Origin of the sequence: Nonomuraea thailandensis (assembly GCF_024172165.1) — a bacterium.
Taxonomy (GTDB): Bacteria; Actinomycetota; Actinomycetes; order Streptosporangiales; family Streptosporangiaceae; genus Nonomuraea; species Nonomuraea thailandensis.
The window spans coordinates 83,597-99,167 of sequence record NZ_JAMZEB010000004.1; the positions used below are offsets into that span (position 1 = coordinate 83,597).

Here is a 15,571-nt window from a genome sequence, read left to right on the forward strand (position 1 = left end):
CCTCTTTGCGCGGCGAGAAGAGGTGCGAGGGCGGCCGGCGGTGTCGCTTGACGGCCCGGGCGGCCGTCTTGCGGCTTCGTTTCGATCGCGGACCCGGTTGCTGCGCGCCAGGTCGAGACGGCGGTCAGGCGGCCCTTCGTCGTGGCGGGGGAAGCAGAAAGATATTGGGGCGGACCGCAATGGAAAGTGAACGTCGTTCGGTTTGTTTCGGCCTGGCCTGACAATGTGTGCTGATTGTCTGTATTGAGATGGTCTCTTAGCGTCATCGGCGTGGGCCCTTCCGGGCCCAGGGGAGGGCGTGCGATGGGATTTTTGCGCAGCAAGACCACCGGATTCTCCGCGGTCATCACCACGACGCTAAACACCCCATGGACGATGTGGTTCCTACGCGGTGATGACGCCGCGCTGGTTGACACGAAGGCTCTGCAGTGGCGCAAGCCGCTGGCACAAGCCTTCGACGGGGCGTTCGCCACTTTGCCTGAGCCGTTCGCCAGCTGCAGCGACGGCCTCATCCGCCTGAACCAAGGCTCCACGCTCTTCCTGGCCGGCGACCAGTGCCTGGAGCAGGACTGGAACAAAAAAGTCCTCTACCAGGGGCCGATCACCAGCTACCCGGGCGTCGGGCCTTACATCCCGGCCGCATTCCGCAGCGACCTCGACGTCGCCGTGCAGTTACCCGCCCTCTACACCACACGCCGCACCCTGCTGATCAAGGGCGATCAGTGCGCACTCATCATGTGGGGTCAGGGCGTGGGCTATCAGGGCCCGCTGTCGGGCATGGAGGGCGCCGGGTGGAAGAAACTGCCCGCGGACATGAGCGGCGACTTCGATCACGCCGTCATGTGCATGCCCGGCGGGGTGCAGCGGACCTTGTTCATCAAGGGCGAGAAGGCGATGGACTTCGACTGGGACAAGGGCCCCATAGCCGTGGGTACTTGGGGTGAGGTGATGGCTGGTCTGGCCGCCCTGCCCGCCGACTTCCAGAAACCCCGGCTGCCCGCCGCCGGGCGCTTCTCCGGCGTGGCCGACGACGTACGGGTCGATCTGCGCGTCGACCTGGAGGGCGAGCTGCCGGTGGTCTCCGGTGACCTGTTCACCGTCTCCGACGGGGAGTACTACAACTCCTTCGTCCTGGACGGCGAGGAAGCGGCCGAGCTGCCCGCAATCATCGAAGGCATCGCAGAGTACGCCACCCCGACCGGCAGGACGATGGTGTCGGTGGAGGTGGACAAGCTCGCGCCCGGCGGCACCGCCACCCTGACCCGCAGCGCGCCCGACGGATCGAACCCCACTACTTTCACCTGCTCCTACGTCTCCCGGTTCCTGCGGAGCATCGACTTCGAGGTCGACTACGTGGCGGGCACCGAGCCGGTCACCCCGTACGTCACCACCGACCATCCGCGCCCGCCCGGACTGGCCAAGCGGATCATGACGGCTCAGGCGGCGTTCGCCGACGCAGGCGTCGAACTACGCACCGCGGGCGTCCCCAACGAGGTGCCCCTGGCCGGGACAGGCGCGGACCTGCTGTGGTCGGCGGCCGAGTTGCACGCCGCGATGGTCAGCCAGTTCAGTCTCCACCGCGACGTCCAGCAGTGGAAGCTGTGGGGCTTCATCGCCAACCGCTACACGAGTCCCTCAACCGACGGCGTCATGTTCGACTACCTCGGAGAAAGCTACCAGCGTCAGGGCCTGGCCATCTTCTACGAGGCCGCGAAGGAGTTCGGCTACACCGGCAAGCGCGAGGGCCTGTTCAGCTGGATCCACGAGATCGGCCACGCCCTCAACCTGCTCCACTCCTGGGAGAAGCAGCCGCCGTCGCAGCTGGGACCGCTGCAGGGTCACGGCGACCTGTCGTTCATGAACTACGCCGATGAGTACTGGGGCGGGCCGAACGGTCAGGAAGGGGACCGCGAAGCCGCCTTCTACGACGCGTTCACCTGGACGTTCACCGCCCGCGAGCTGCGGCACATCCGGCACGGCTTCTACCGGCACGTCGTCATGGGCGGCGACGCCTGGGCGACCAACTCCGCCCACCAAGGCTCCCTTGCCTACGCCGCGCCCGCGCCCAGCGAGTCCGGGCTGCGCCTGGAGGTGTCGAGCAAGGCCGCCTACTCCCACGGCGAACCCGTCACCGCCGAGATCAAACTGTCCCTGGACGGCAGCACGCCGTCGGCGCAGGCCAGCGCCGACCTCAGGCCGGGCGGCAACTGCCTCGCCCTGCTGGTCACCGACCCGGCCGGCCGCACCGGCCCCTTCGCCCCTATCGCCCGCACCTGCGGCGCCTCCCAGCGTGTCACTCTGGATGCTGGCACCCCCGCCCTGTACGACAGCGTCTACATCGGCTTCGGCGCCGGTGGTCTCACCTTCGACCAGCCCGGCACCTACACCCTGCAGGCCCGCTACCACGCCCCCGACGGCTCCACCGTCACTTCCCCCGACCACACCCTCCAGATCAGCCCGCCGGCCGATGAGAACGATAAGGCCGCCGGCGACCTGCTGATGGGTGAGCAGCAGGGCATACTCCTGACCCTGCTCGGCTCCGACGCACCCCAGCTCGCCGCTGGCAACGCCGCCCTCGACCAGCTCATCGCCGACCACCCCGGCCACCCGCTGGCCGTGTACGCGCGGATGGCCAAGGGCACCAACGCCGGACGCCACTTCCTTACCCTCACCGCAGGCGGCGTCGAAGTCCGCACCGCCGACACTGACACCAGCATCGAACAACTCGGCACCGTCGTGGAAATCACCCTCGACCCCACCACCGACGCCGGCGTCGACAACATCACCCTGAACGAGACCATGCGCCGTTTGGCCCGCGCCCATGCCCGCGCCGGCGACCTCAAACAAGCCGACATCGTCCTGGACCTGCTCGTCGACGCCTTCCGCGACAAAGACGTACCGGCACCGGTGCTGGCCACCATTGCCGAACAAGCCGAAACCACCCGCACCCAGCTCCACGACCACGCCTGACAACCCCCGCACAACACGCCCCGTCGGGAGCGCTCGTCACTCTCGGCCGTTGCTCCGATCACGAATGACATTTGGACCAGCGCTCGGCTCTCAGATCAGCTTGGCTGCGCACCAGGCGTTGGCGGCACAGTGTCCTGTCTCGTTGAACTTGAGGTGTCACCGATGCGGGCGGCGCCCTTCAGTGGCCGCATCCGGCCACCAGCGCAGTCGCAGCACGTGCACCGGTACGGCAAGGGGTTGCCTTTCGTCGCAGGCCGCCCCTCCCGCCTGGTTGGCGCCGACTTCAGGAGGTGAGGATGCCGAGGCCGTCGCCGAGCAGTTTCAGCCCGAGCACGAAGAACAGGGCGGCCATGACGGCGATGTTGTGCTGTGCCGCCCGATCCTTCCACCCGCCGAGCACGTTCCTGGCACGATCGCCCAGGAACAGGAAGACGGCGAGCGGGGCCAGGATCCCGAGAGAGCCGATGATCACGAAGATGGCCAGTGAGGCGATCTGCTGTCCGGTCGCCAGGCCGGAGGAACCGATTGAGGCGGCGGCGGCGAGGGTCAGCGGGGCGTTCTTGAGGTTGGCCGCAGACAGGGCGATCCCGAGGCCGAGGACCTTGACCGGGCTGAAGCGGTCGATCGCGGCCATCCACTTCGGCAGTTCGGCCTGCGAGGCGCCGGCGGGACGGTGTCGCCATTGCCGGATGCCGACCAGGACGAGCAGGATGCCCAGGATCAGCTTGAGCACTCCCACCCAGGTGGCCGGCTGTTGGTGGGCGGAAGAGCCCCCCGCTCCGCCGATCGCCAGCATCACGCCGCCCAGCGCCGACAGTCCTGCCACCCAGCCGAGGGTGAACAGCGGTCCGTTGAGACGTCCTTGCGGTGTGGCCAGAACGAGGATGATCGCGACGATCGGGAGCGGGCTGACCGCGACGCCGGCGGCCAGACCCAGGATGTCCCCGAGAGCTTTACCCATGACGGTCTCCATGTGCCGGTCGGGATGACCTGGTCGGCACGGCACTGCGGACCTGACCCGCTGACCTGCCTGGGGAGCCCTTCCCTGCCATCGTCTCACCCGGCGCATCGCACCCTGGGCGGTCCCCATCCGGCGGCGAGTCGTTGTGCCAACGCGCGGCGGGTTCCCCGGGGGCATGAATGAGCGATTCTTTGGCGATCCGCTGACAATTTGACCACCGCATGGCTGTCTTCGAGTCCGCGTTCGGCCCACGGCCTGCCTACGCTGAGCTGTGACCTGGGAATATGTGTGATCCTGCCGCCCCCGGGTCTGCGTCGACGGTGTTGTCCCGCAGTGAGCGGCAGGCAAGCGGAGCTGGTCGAGCGCATGCCATCGCGATTCATTCCCTACACGCCGGATGTCGAAGCCGTCTCTCCGGGCTTTGACGAGATGCTGCAGACGGTGATCGCCAAGACCGAGCGGTTCATCGCCGAATCGGTCGATGCCGAGGGCACCGGCCTGGCGGTCCGTGACGCGCACGCCAAGGGGTACGGGCTCGTCCGGGGCGAGGTCGAGATCCTCGACCGGCTCCCAGCGGAGTACGCGCAAGGCATCTACGCCACGCCAGGGCGGCATGACGCGCTCGTGCGCTTCTCCAACGGCTCGCCGCACGCGGGCGCCGACGCGCGGCTCGGCCGCGCGACCGGGCTGGCGTTGAAGCTGTTCGGCATCCCGGGGCCGACCCTGCTGGAGGACGAGCCCGACACCGGCACCTTCGACTACGCCCTCATCAACGCGCCGGTCTTCTTCTGCAACACCGTCAAGCACTATCTGTTCATCCAGGAGCTGTTCCTGGACGCGCCGGAGTACTTCGCTCAGGGCGCGCCCGGGCGGCATCGCTTCTACCGCGAGTTCGTGACCGGCAAGGGCAGCCTGGAACCCGAGGCGTGGGCGTGGGAGGAGTTCCTGGCCTTCCTCACGGTGGCGGCGCGGCCGCTGGTGAACGTGCTGCTGTCGGCCTACTGGACGATGGGCGCGGTCCGGCACGGCGACTACATCGCCAAGGTGCGCCTTATGCCCGACCCCGCCTGTGCCGCCGCGGTGGTCCACCGCGCCATCGACCCGACGTCGGCGGAGGAGGTGTTCCGGCCGGCTCTGGTGGCCGAGCTGAGAGCCCGGCCTTTCGCGTTCGACATCCAGGTCCAGCTCTGCGCCGACCTGGAGCGCATGCCGGTGGAAGACCTCACCGTGGAGTGGCCCGAGCGGCTGTCGCCGTTCGTCACGGTCGCCAAGCTGCGCCTGCCGCAGCAGGACATCTCGGATGAGGAAACCCTTGCGAAGATGGACGCGCTCTCCTTCACCCCGTGGCGGGTCACGGCCGAACACGCCCCGCTCGGCGAGATCATGCGAGCGCGCAAGGAGGTCTACCGCCGCTCCTCGCTGCAACGCCACCGGCTCAACCATCAGCAGCGCCGGGAGCCACACGGCGCTGATGAGGTGTCGCCGTGACCGTGGAGCCGGACGACCTCCGGGGCACCGTACTGCCTAGGTGGCCGCTTTCTGATCGCTGAGGAACTGCACCGGTATGGCCGTACCCCGTTGTCGCAGACATGATCAGCGAATACCACACGCGGATGGCGTTCCTGTGCCGCGGCACTTACAGGGCCAGGGCACCTCTTCTGATGTTCTGGAGCACAGTTTCTGTTCGTTGGAATAGCTGAGGTTAGCGGACTCGATGCACGAAAGGTTGCCCGTCGACTCGTCCAATGAAACGCGTGACACGTAGCGCGGCATCCGGCGTCTTCTCTATGAGTTGAGTGAGGTGATCTCAGAGAAATAATTCAGACGATTGCGGATTTCCGGGACGCCGGCGGTGGCGTTTCGGGCCCTCAAAGGCCGTTGGCGAATCCTCCAGCACATCACCGCCAGCCCCAGCACAATCGGCGACATCGCCCGCGCGGCCCTTGTCCTCACTCATTTCGAACACAACTGGCTACCAGAAATTCGCTGAGATCACTTCAGTATGTTACCGACAGTCGGATAGTGGCGTGCGGAGGGTGCGATGAGAATGTTGGCGCGGGCCGCTTTGGTCACCGCCGTGGTTTGCGGGACGCTAGGTGGGGTCGCCGGTGCATCGGCTGCTGCGTCGCCTCGTGAGAGCTCCCTGCCCGCGCGACTGGTGGGAGCAGATCTAGGAACATTGATCAGGATGCTCCCGGGCGTCTTCTGCGGCAACCGCCTGATCAGCTACAACTCTCCGGCTCCTCATTCTCCTGTGAAGTGCGTCAACGGGGCGGAAAACAGTGGGAACTCCACCAACAGCGGGAATTATCACAGCGTAGGGGATCCCATTAACAGCGGGAACGTCGAGAACGTGAACGGTTCCACGGGAAGTAGCAACACGGAGAGCGGTGGGAATTTGGCGAACGGGTCTCAGACCACCTCAATACGTTAAAACCGGAAGGGGGTTGTCGTATTGACGGTCATGGGAGGGGACTGATGTTCACACGGGGGGATGGAGCGCACGTGGCAAGTGGTAGGAGGCGGATGGCCCGTCCCGCCGTCGTGGCCGTCTGGCTGGTAACGGTTACACTCGCGGCGCTGCCGTCACATGTCGGGCCGGCGCTGTCTGATGTGGCTGCTTCGGTGGGTCAGGGAGATGTTTCAACGCACGCGGGCGACCTACCGGTGGGATGCCGCAATCGAGGTCGAGGAAACTCCAGAAACAGTGGAAACACCACCAGCAAAGGTAGGACAGGCTCTCAGTCCTCCTGTTCGGCCAGCCAGCGCAGGGCGCGCAGACCGGGCACGAAGCAGTACTCGCCGCCTCGGGTGACCACGAAGCTGGGCAGGTTCTGCAGACGGCGCCGGATCGGCTGCTCCGGGATGGTGACGCTGCCGGTTCCGCCGTGATGCCCGGCTATCGGGTCCTGCTCGCCGGGGAAGCCGATGAAGTTGCCGTCGTTGACCCACTCGGCCTTGATGAATTCAAATTGCCGCTCGATATGGGCTCCGATGAAGACGCCGATCAGGCCTCGGTCGGCGCCGTCGTCTTCCACAACGCCCCCCGGCAACGGCGGGCCGTAGCTGGTGCCGCGGCGGATGAGGCGGTGCATCCGTGCGTCGCCGATGATGGTGGCATCGCGGGGGTTGGTGCGCCGGATGTGCGCGCCGGCAGGGCACCGGAAGCCTCGATCGTCGTGCTCCCGGTACAGGAAGTCGTTGTTGCGGCGCGGGTCGGCGCCCAGCTCCGGATCGTCGCGCTCCGGGCTCAGCGTCAACGGCGCCCCGCTGGGCCAGCGTCCGACCATCTTGGCCGCCAGAAGCGTCTCTTCCTGGGCGCTGGAGGTGTTCGCGCGCAGGTACCGGCGCCAGGCCGCCACCTTGGTGTGGATCTTGCGCACGGCGGCGTAGGTCCCGTTGCGGCCCAGCATGTCGGGGCTGGGCATGGGCGGCAGATTGCCGGTTTCGTCGGGGTAGCCGAGAATGAACTCGCCCGCCTTGAGGGGGGCTTCCCGGGGGTTGGAGCCGGGCAGCCCGAGGCCCTCGATGTTCGGATGGCTGATGCCGTCGCGGAAGCCGAAGGTGGTACGCCCGGTCGGGAGCTGGCGGACCTCCTGCCGCCAGATCACCTGGACGCCAGGTGTGTCCTGGTAGGCGACGCGGGCCCGTTCCAGAGCCTTCTCCAGCCGCCCCACATCGGGAGACAGGGCGCTCAACGCGATATGCACCTCACCCGTCCCGAACGGCGGCTCCCAGTGGTCCGGCGCGCTCTCGCCCACGTCACCGATCAGGGCCGCACGCGCGGCCATGCCCTGGCGAAACGCCAGCGGAAAGCTGTCCAGCGACTCCTGCGGCACCCCCAGCGCCCGCAGCCCCTGGTAGGTGAACGCCACCGCCACCCAGGCATCCCGGCTCGGATCCACGCTGGCGAAACCACCCTCGACCGCCGGCAGCAGCCGGCGCAGCAACGAACGCCCGGCATGACGGTCATCCACGCGCAGGAAAACGAACCTGCCCACGTACGGCATGGGCCGGGGATGCAACGCCCCGCTCTGGATGTCGTCGACCTCGATGCGCACACCGGCTCCGCCCGTGCTCGCCACCACGTTCATGATCGCTTGTGCCTCCACGCCTCACCGGACAACCCGCCGGCCCGCTCCCACCGACGCGGCCTATGACGCGCCCGGAACTCGCCGCCGCGGCGTTGTGCCACTTGTGCGGCTGCCCGCGTCACTCCCGCCGCGACGTTGGCCCGGGCCCGGGAACTCGTCTTCAAGGCATCAGCCTGCGGCTTCCTCCATCAGTTTCTGGAAGGCGGGCGTGGCCAGCAGCTCGGCGTTCGCCGGGTTATCCAGCGCCGCCCGGAACTCGGGGGTGTCCAGCACTGCCTGGAACGCCGCGTTCACGCGCTGGTCCTTCCAGATCTGCTGAACGGTCAGATCGGGATAGGAGCTGACGAAGACCCCCGCAGGCGCCTGCCGGGCGAGGAACCAGTCCTTCACCCCCGGATCGGTGACGCCAGGAAACCCTTCGGTGTGCGAGAAGACCTTGTCGAAGCGGGCCCCGACTGCTGTCTTGCCGAAGTCGTCGATGTAGGTGTCCCAGGAGCCGTCGAAGACGCTGGCGAACATGTGCCGGGTGTCGTTGTCGAATATCACGTGGCGTGCGTCGTGCAGGGTGCCGATCTGGCGCAGCGCCGCACGGGCCTCCACGTCAGACGACCCGCCGGCGAGCGCGGCGAGATCCGCACGCAGCGCATCCGCATGCCCCGGCTTGATCTTGGAGAAGACGGTGAATTCGCTGCACACCCCATCCCTCATACCCGGACGCTCCGGCTGAGCCGATGGGGTCGAGTCTGGCATCCCAGCCATCATGAGTCTCTCCTGCCACAGATCCACACCAGGGGCACCAGACGCTCACGCATGAGACGCCATCGCCCTGACCTCCTATTTTTGACCGCACCCAACCAGCCACGCGGAAAAGACGGGTCAAGCAGCGGGAGCCGATCCGTACCGATTCCGGGGCCATAGCGGCACCCTCGGCCGCGACAACATCGACGGTCCACGACGGCGCTGGCGGCGACACCGCCAACGGCCGCCTCCCCATCCGCCGACTGCATCGTTTAGCCCCCGGTCACCGGACACTTTCGCGGACTACCCATCTGAGACGGCGTCGCCGCAGGTCGAGATCTCGCCCGAGGGCCGATCGCGGTTGTCCGGTGAGCGTTCCCCTAACGGATACCCGCAGGAGATCGGTGAGCTGCCTTCGTCTAACGATCGTTAATTGAAGATCATCACCCGCTATCCGGCTCCATTCCCTCCGCCTCCCCCGTCCAGGAGGCGAGGTTGTGCCGGGTGGTCAGGGTGTTGGGGTGGTCGGCGCCCTGGACGCGTTCGCGGATGGGGAGCAGGGCGGCGTACTGGTCGCGGGCGGCGGTCGCGTCCCCTGCCTCCCCCGTCCAGGAGGCGAGGTTGTGCCGGGTGGTCAGGGTGTTGGGGTGGTCGGCGCCCTGGACGCGCTGGCGGGTGGGGAGTAGGGCGGCGTACTGGTCGCGGGCGGCGGCCGCGTCCCCCGCGTTTCCCGTCCAGGAGGCGATTTCGTGCCTGGCGGTCAGGGTGTCGGGGTGGTCGGCGCCCAGGACGCGCTCGACGATGGGAAGCAGCGCGGTGAGTTGGTCGCGGGCGGCTTCCGCGTCCCCCGCTTCCCCCATCCAGTAGGCGAGGTTGTGCCGGGTGGTCAAGGTGGCCGGGTGCTCGGCACCCAGCGTCGCCACTGTGTGGGCGCAGCGGTCCTGCTGGAGTTGGACCGCGGTGCTGTAGTCACCGCTGGCACCGAGATATTCAACCAGCAGGTACAGGCCGGGGGAGCCGGGCGGCAGCACGTTGCGGGCGTGCGGGAGGAGTGCTCGATAGGCGGGCCAGGCATCGATCGTGCCCGGATTGTCGGGGAGGGCGGCCAGGATCAGCTCCGCAGCGGCGTGACGGTTGTGGTCGCGCTGGTCGGGGGTGAGCTGGTGCAGGGTGACGGCCTGGATGAGCCGGTGCACGCTGACCAGGTCCTCCGGTTCGCCGGGCGTGAGGTCGGTGGGGCTGGGTGTGAGGGTGATCAGGCTGTAGGAGGCCAGCAGCGCGAGTGCTTCGCCGACCTGGAGGGGGTCGGTGTCCGGCAGGGTGTCCAGGATGGAGCAGGGCAGGTTGTCGGGGGCGTAGCAGGCCAGCAGGTTGAGCATGCGGATGGCCAGCGGGTTGATCTCGTGGATGCGGGCGTGGCTGAGGGTGAGCACCTTGGCCACCACCCGTTCGGTGTCGCCGCCGGCGGGGGTGGCGGTGGCGTACAAGCGGGCCGGGACGTCCTTGAGCAGTTCCAGATATCGGGTCAGGGTCATGCGGGGGGTGCGGGCGATGTAGGCGCCGGCCTGGGTCAGGGCCAGCGGCAGATCCCCCAGCTGTTCGGCCAGCTCGTTCAGCGCGCGGGCGTTGGCGGAGTCCGGAGGGCCGATCAGGCCGGCCAGCAGGGTGGTCGCGGCCGGGCGGGACAGCAGTTCCAGCCGGATGGGGGTGATGTCGAGGTGCTGCCAGCCGATGTCGCGGCGGGTGGTGATCAGCACGTGGCCGTGGACCAGGCGGGCCAGGTACGGCTCGACGTCGGCGACCTCTTCGACGTTGTCGAAGATGACCAGCCAGCCGGGGTGGGCGGCCAGCCAGCTCAGCGCCCAGGCGGCGGCTTCCTCTACGGTGGCCTGCTCGGCGGCGACCGAGTCGATTCCGCACGTCAGCGCTTGGGCCAGGGCGGCGAGTCCGGTGCGGATCAGGTCGGGGCTGTCGGCGTCGATCCACCACACCAGCTCGTAGTCCTGGCGGTGGCGGTGGGCGTACTGCAGCGCCAGTTCGCTTTTGCCGACGCCGCCCAGTCCGAGTACGGCCTGGCTGATCACACCTGTTCCCGGCTTGTCCTCCAGCACCTGGTGCAGGGCGGTCAGGGCCGGGTCGCGGCCGACGAAGGCCGCGGCCGGACGGCGTGGCAGGCCGTTCATCCCGGCTGGCACCGGCACGCTCTCGGCGTGCGGTAAGGGCCGGCGCAGGCTGGAAGAGTCGTGGTGGATGGACAGGTCGCCGGCTGCTTGATGCATGGGGCTCTGCCCCGAGCTCTTGGCCTGTAGCTGGATGTTCCTCGCCTGGTCACCGGTGGAGGAGATGCCGGTGTTGTCGCCCGCGCTCGACATGCCTCCAGAATGCTCCCGAACCGCATGCATCCGGACTGATAGTGACGAACGCGTGACCTGCCCAAGGCCACACCTCCGACACATTCCTCGTGGCGGGCCGGCTTCGATCGGCAGCGCAGCCGGATCTTCGCGGAGACCGGTGTGCGGCAGAGCGGCAAGGAATCCAAGGTCAGGCCCGAGGAGAGGGCGGTGCTCGCGGAACTGCGTGAGATCGCTGCCAACCGTGCCAAGGTCTTGGAAGAGATCGCCGTCGAGCTGGAGAAGCTGAAGCCCAAGCAGGCACCGTTCGATCAGGCTCGCGTGGTCGCCGGGTGCGGGTTGCCGAGGTAGGGGAACCGGTCCAGGGTGTCGGTGTGTGGCCGCAGGCCGGTGGGCGGGGCTTCGTTCTTGGTGAGGAGCGCGACGCGGATGTTGATGACGTCCTCGACGAAGGTCCGGCCGTTGGGGTAGGCGGCCGGCTTGGACGGGTCGAAGTGCAGCACGTCCGGCAGGAGGCCGTGCTCGTCGATGGCGGCGATGGCCTCCTCGCGTGAGTATCCGCCGGTGTGGCCCAGCAGGTGGACGAACTGGTCGGTCCAGGTGTCGCGGTCGTTGACCGGTTCGCTGGCGTTGTAGTCCTCTTTGGTGTCGTTGGTGTTGAAGAAGCTGCTCATGGATGGGTGTCCGGCGCGGTCGGCGTGGATGAGCTTGCCGTCGCGCCGGAGGCTGCAGCGGCCCCAGATGTGCAGTTCGGGCTGGGGTGCCAGGTCTGCGGTCGGCGCTTCGATGGCCATGGAGAAGACGTTGGCCGTGAGGTTGGAGTCGACGCCGGTCCACGGGGACTTCCCGCCCAGATGGGGGGCGGTGAAGTTCCGCTTGCCGCTGGTGTCGAACAGGTTGGTGATGCCGTCGTTGTCGAAGAAGAAGGCGTCGCTGCGGCTGCCGGCGGCCACCTGGTAGTCGCCGCTGGTGACTACGTTGGCCTGGGGGCCGAAGGAGACGGCGGCGTCCGACACGATCTTGTTGCCGGTCGGCTCGGGCTTGCGGGCCTGCTCGCCGGTCGCCATGAAGACGCTGTAGGTCTGGGAGCCGTCGGCGGCCGGTGGGCTGAAGACCCAGCTGAAGGCGATGTCGGTCAGGTAGTCGCCGTCGTTGTCGATGTTCAGGCGGTAGACGGCGTCGGGGTGCAGGGCGTCCGCGGGCGGGTTGGCGTTGAGGATGATGGCGGTCCTGCCCGGATCGCCGGGTGCCGTGAAGGCGTAGAGGTCGCACAGGTCGAGACGCTGGTCGCCGAGGGGCGGCCCGAGGCTGAGGCCGGTGAAGTGGTTGGACATGTCATGGCCCTTTCCTGGCTGGCTCACCCGGCACCGGTGGGGACGGTCCAGAGACCGTGCCCGTCGCGCGGTCACGTCCGCGGACAGGTGGATGAGTTGATCTGCGCTTGATCCTGTTTCTGCAGGTTAAGCCCCACCTGCGGAAATGAGCGCGAGGTGGTCACCGGCGGCGAGTCGCTCAGCTCATCCTCGCGTTCATGGGCTGTTGGCGCGTTCGTCGGGGGCTTACGACCAGTCGGTCGCGTCAGCCCGCGTGCGGTGGCGCGGACACGCGCGAACCGCGGTCTGCCGCTGCCAGAGCAGTGCTCGGCCGCGCGGCGATGCGCCACTCAAGGCCCGCATCTCTTCAGAAAACGATCGTTAAATGAAGCGCCTATCACCCACTACCCGACTCCGGCCCTTCCGCCTCCCCTGTCCAGTAGGCGAGGTTGTGCCGGGTGGTCAGGGTGTGGGGGTGTTCGGTGCCCAGGACGCGCTCGACGGTGGGGAGCAGGATGGCGTGCTGGTCGCGGGCGGCGGCCGCGTCCCCCGTCTCCCCCGTCCAGGAGGCGATTTCGTGCCGGGTGGTCAGGGTGTGGGGGTGTTCGGCGCCCAGGACGCGCTCGCGGATGGGGAGCAGGATGGCGTACTGGTCGCGGGCGGCGGCTGCGTCCCCCGCCGCCCCCGTCCAGGAGGCGAGGTTGTGCCGGGTGGTCAGGGTGTCGGGGTGTTCGGCGCCCAGGACGCGCTCTTCGATGGGGAGCAGGGCGGCGTGCTGGTCGCGGGCGGCGGCCGCGTCCCCCGCCTCCCCCGTCCAGGAGGCGAGGTCGTGCCGGGTGTTCAGGGTGTGGGGGTGTTCGGTGCCCAGGACGCGCTCGCGGAGGGGGAGCAGGGCGGCGAGTTGGTCGCGGGCGGTGGCCGCGTCCCCCGCCTCCCCTGTCCAGGAGGCGATTTCGTGCCGGGTGGTCAGGGTGTGGGGGTGTTCGGCGCCCAGGACGCGCTCTTCGATGGGGAGCAGGGCGGCGAGTTGGTCGCGGGCGGCGGCCGCGTCCCCCGCCTCCCCCGTCCAGGAGGCGAGGTCGTGCCGGGTGTTCAGGGTGTGGGGGTGTTCGGTGCCCAGGACGCGCTCTTCGATGGGGAGCAGGATGGCGTACTGGTCGCGGGCGGCGGCTGCGTCCCCCGCCGCCCCCGTCCAGCGGGCGAGGTTGGCCCGGGTGGTCAGGGTGTCGGGGTGTTCGGCGCCCAGGACGCGCTCTTCGATGGGGAGCAGGGCGGCGTACTGGTCGCGGGCGGCGGCTGCGTCCCCCGCCTCCCCCGTCCAGGAGGCGAGGTCGTGCCGGGTGTTCAGGGTGTCGGGGTGTTCGGTGCCCAGGACGCGCTCTTCGATGGGGAGCAGGGCGGCGTGCTGGTCGCGGGCGGCGGCCGCGTCCCCCGCCTCCCCCGTCCAGGAGGCGATTTCGTGCCGGGTGGTCAGGGTGTGGGGGTGTTCGGCGCCCAGGACGCGCTCTTCGATGGGGAGCAGGATGGCGTGCTGGTCGCGGGCGGCGGCCGCGTCCCCCGCCTCCCCCGTCAAGACGGCGAGGTCGTGCCGGGTGGTCAGGGTGTCGGGGTGCTCGGCGCCCAGCGCGGCCACTGCGTGGATGCAGATGTCTTGCTGGAGCTGGAGGGCGTTTCTGTAGTCACCGCTGGCATCGAGGTAGTCAACCAGCAGGTACAGGCCGGGGGAGCCGGGCGGCAGCACGGTGCGGGCGTGCGGGAGAAGTGCTCGATAGGCGGGCCAGGCGTCGATCGTGTCCGGATCGCTGGGGAGGGCTGCCAGGACCAGGTCTGCAGCAGCCTGGCGGCTGTGGTTGTGCTGGTCGGGGGTGAGCTGGTGCAGGGTGACGGCCTGGATGAGTCGGTGCACGCTGACCAGGTCCTCCGGCTCGCCGGGCTGAAGGTCGGCGGGGCTGGGGGTGAGGGTGATCAGGCTGTAGGAGGCCAGCAACGCGAGCGCCTCGCCGACCTGGAGGGGGTGGGTCTCGGGCAGGCGGTCCAGGATCGAGCAGGGCAGGTTGTCGGGGGCGAAGCAGGCCAGCAGGTTCAGCACGCGGATGGCCAGGGGGTTGATCTGCTGGATGCGGGTGTGGCTGAGGGTGAGCACTTTGGCCACCACGCGTTCGGTGTCGCCGCCGGCGGGGGTAGTGGTGGCGTACATGCGGGCCGGAATGTTCTTCAGCAGGTCCAGGTATCGGGTCAGGGTCATGCGGGGGGTGCGGGCGATGTAGGCGCCGGCCTGGGTCAGCGCCAGCGGCAGATCCCCCAGTTGCTCGGCCAGGTCCTCCAGTGCGCCGGTGTTGGCGGCGTCCGGCGGGCCGATCAGGCCGGCCAGTAGGGTGGTCGCGGCCGGACGGGACAGCAACTGCAGCCGGACGGGGGTGATGTCCAGGTGCTGCCAGCCGATGTCGCGGCGGGTGGTGATCAGCACATGGCCGTGGGCCAGGCGGGCCAGGTACGGCTCGACGTCGGCGACCTCCTCGACGTTGTCGAAGATGACCAGCCAGCCCGGATGGGCGGCCAGCCAGCCCACCGCCCAGCCGGCGGCCTCTTCCACGGTGGCCTGCTCGGCGGCCACCGAGTCGATGCCACACGCCAGTGCCTGGGCCAGGGCGGCCAGCCCGGTGCGGATCAGGTCGGGGCTGTCGGCGTCGATCCACCACACCAGCTCGTAGTCCTGGCGGTGGCGGTGGGCGTACTGCAGCGCCAGCTCGCTCTTGCCGACACCGCCCAGTCCGAGTACGGCCTGGCTGATCACACCTGTTCCCGGCTTGCCCTCCAGCACCTGGCGGAGGGAGGTTAGGGCCGCGTCGCGGCCGACGAAGGCCGCGGCCGGACGTCGCGGCAGGCCGTTCATCCCGGCTGGCACCGGCACGCTCTCGGCGCGGGGCAAGGGCCGGCGCAGGCTGGAAGAGTCGTGGTGGACGGACAGGTCGCCGGCCGCTTGAAACACCGAGCCCTGCGCTGAGGTCTTGGCCTGGAGCTGTACGTTCCTCGCCTGGTCACCGGTGGAGGAGATGCCGGTGTTGTCGCCCGCGCTCGACATGCCTCCAGAATGCTCCCCAACGCATGCATCCGGACTGATAGTGACGAACGCGTGACCTGCCT

The 15,571-nt window shown here is 68.6% G+C and carries 9 protein-coding genes; 3 read left to right on the forward strand and 6 right to left on the reverse strand.

Going from position 1 to position 15,571, the window contains the following annotated elements; all coding sequences use genetic code 11:
- Positions 1-303 precede the first annotated feature (303 nt).
- Positions 304-2,970 carry a hypothetical protein gene (locus HD597_RS64065; RefSeq protein ID WP_253760433.1) on the forward strand — a complete coding sequence of 889 codons (2,667 nt, stop codon included), beginning with the start codon at positions 304-306 and terminating at the stop codon, positions 2,968-2,970.
- Between the two features lie 283 nt (positions 2,971-3,253).
- Here the strand turns inward: HD597_RS64065 and HD597_RS64070 are convergent, their stop codons facing one another.
- Positions 3,254-3,931: a GAP family protein gene (locus tag HD597_RS64070; protein WP_253760435.1), complete on the reverse strand. Its 678-nt coding sequence runs from the start codon at positions 3,929-3,931 to the stop codon at positions 3,254-3,256.
- A gap of 429 nt (positions 3,932-4,360) precedes the next feature.
- Between HD597_RS64070 and HD597_RS64075 the strand changes: the two genes are divergently transcribed.
- The gene (locus HD597_RS64075; protein ID WP_253760437.1) at positions 4,361-5,419 is read left to right on the forward strand and encodes a catalase family protein; all 1,059 of its coding nucleotides are present in this window, start codon (positions 4,361-4,363) and stop codon (positions 5,417-5,419) included.
- A 1,253-nt stretch (positions 5,420-6,672) separates the two neighbouring features.
- On the opposite strand, the gene HD597_RS64080 is transcribed toward HD597_RS64075, so the two are convergent.
- The 3 genes from HD597_RS64080 to HD597_RS64090 form a co-directional block, all read right to left on the reverse strand.
- Entirely contained in the window at positions 6,673-8,025 is a 1,353-nt protein-coding gene (locus HD597_RS64080; protein ID WP_253760439.1) for a Dyp-type peroxidase, read from the reverse strand.
- A 168-nt stretch (positions 8,026-8,193) separates the two neighbouring features.
- A complete protein-coding gene (locus HD597_RS64085) occupies positions 8,194-8,733 on the reverse strand; it encodes a hypothetical protein (protein ID WP_253760442.1) in 540 nt (179 codons plus the stop codon).
- A gap of 473 nt (positions 8,734-9,206) precedes the next feature.
- The gene (locus tag HD597_RS64090; protein WP_253760445.1) at positions 9,207-11,135 is read right to left on the reverse strand and encodes a tetratricopeptide repeat protein; all 1,929 of its coding nucleotides are present in this window, start codon (positions 11,133-11,135) and stop codon (positions 9,207-9,209) included.
- A 189-nt stretch (positions 11,136-11,324) separates the two neighbouring features.
- Between HD597_RS64090 and HD597_RS64095 the strand changes: the two genes are divergently transcribed.
- Complete coding sequence (locus HD597_RS64095; protein ID WP_253760448.1) at positions 11,325-11,465, forward strand: hypothetical protein; 141 nt, start codon at positions 11,325-11,327, stop codon at positions 11,463-11,465.
- On the opposite strand, the gene HD597_RS64100 is transcribed toward HD597_RS64095, so the two are convergent.
- The gene (locus HD597_RS64100; protein WP_253760451.1) at positions 11,426-12,448 is read right to left on the reverse strand and encodes a DUF4331 family protein; all 1,023 of its coding nucleotides are present in this window, start codon (positions 12,446-12,448) and stop codon (positions 11,426-11,428) included. The two genes, HD597_RS64095 and HD597_RS64100, sit on opposite strands and share 40 nt — an antisense overlap.
- Positions 12,449-12,824: 376 nt before the next feature.
- Positions 12,825-15,509, reverse strand: coding sequence for a tetratricopeptide repeat protein (locus HD597_RS64105; RefSeq protein WP_253760454.1), 2,685 nt, complete (start codon positions 15,507-15,509; stop codon positions 12,825-12,827).
- Between the last annotated feature and the right edge of the window lie 62 nt (positions 15,510-15,571).

Bases quoted from the DNA above. Each gene is read 5' to 3' on its own strand.
- HD597_RS64085 (WP_253760442.1), bottom strand. From the start codon at position 8,733: ATGAGGGATGGGGTGTGCAGCGAATTCACCGTCTTCTCCAAGATCAAG.
- HD597_RS64105 (WP_253760454.1), bottom strand. From the start codon at position 15,509: ATGTCGAGCGCGGGCGACAACACCGGCATCTCCTCCACCGGTGACCAG.
- HD597_RS64075 (WP_253760437.1), top strand. From the start codon at position 4,361: ATGCTGCAGACGGTGATCGCCAAGACCGAGCGGTTCATCGCCGAATCG.
- HD597_RS64070 (WP_253760435.1), bottom strand. From the start codon at position 3,931: ATGGGTAAAGCTCTCGGGGACATCCTGGGTCTGGCCGCCGGCGTCGCG.
- HD597_RS64100 (WP_253760451.1), bottom strand. From the start codon at position 12,448: ATGTCCAACCACTTCACCGGCCTCAGCCTCGGGCCGCCCCTCGGCGAC.
- HD597_RS64080 (WP_253760439.1), bottom strand. From the start codon at position 8,025: ATGAACGTGGTGGCGAGCACGGGCGGAGCCGGTGTGCGCATCGAGGTC.
- HD597_RS64090 (WP_253760445.1), bottom strand. From the start codon at position 11,135: ATGTCGAGCGCGGGCGACAACACCGGCATCTCCTCCACCGGTGACCAG.
- HD597_RS64065 (WP_253760433.1), top strand. From the start codon at position 304: ATGGGATTTTTGCGCAGCAAGACCACCGGATTCTCCGCGGTCATCACC.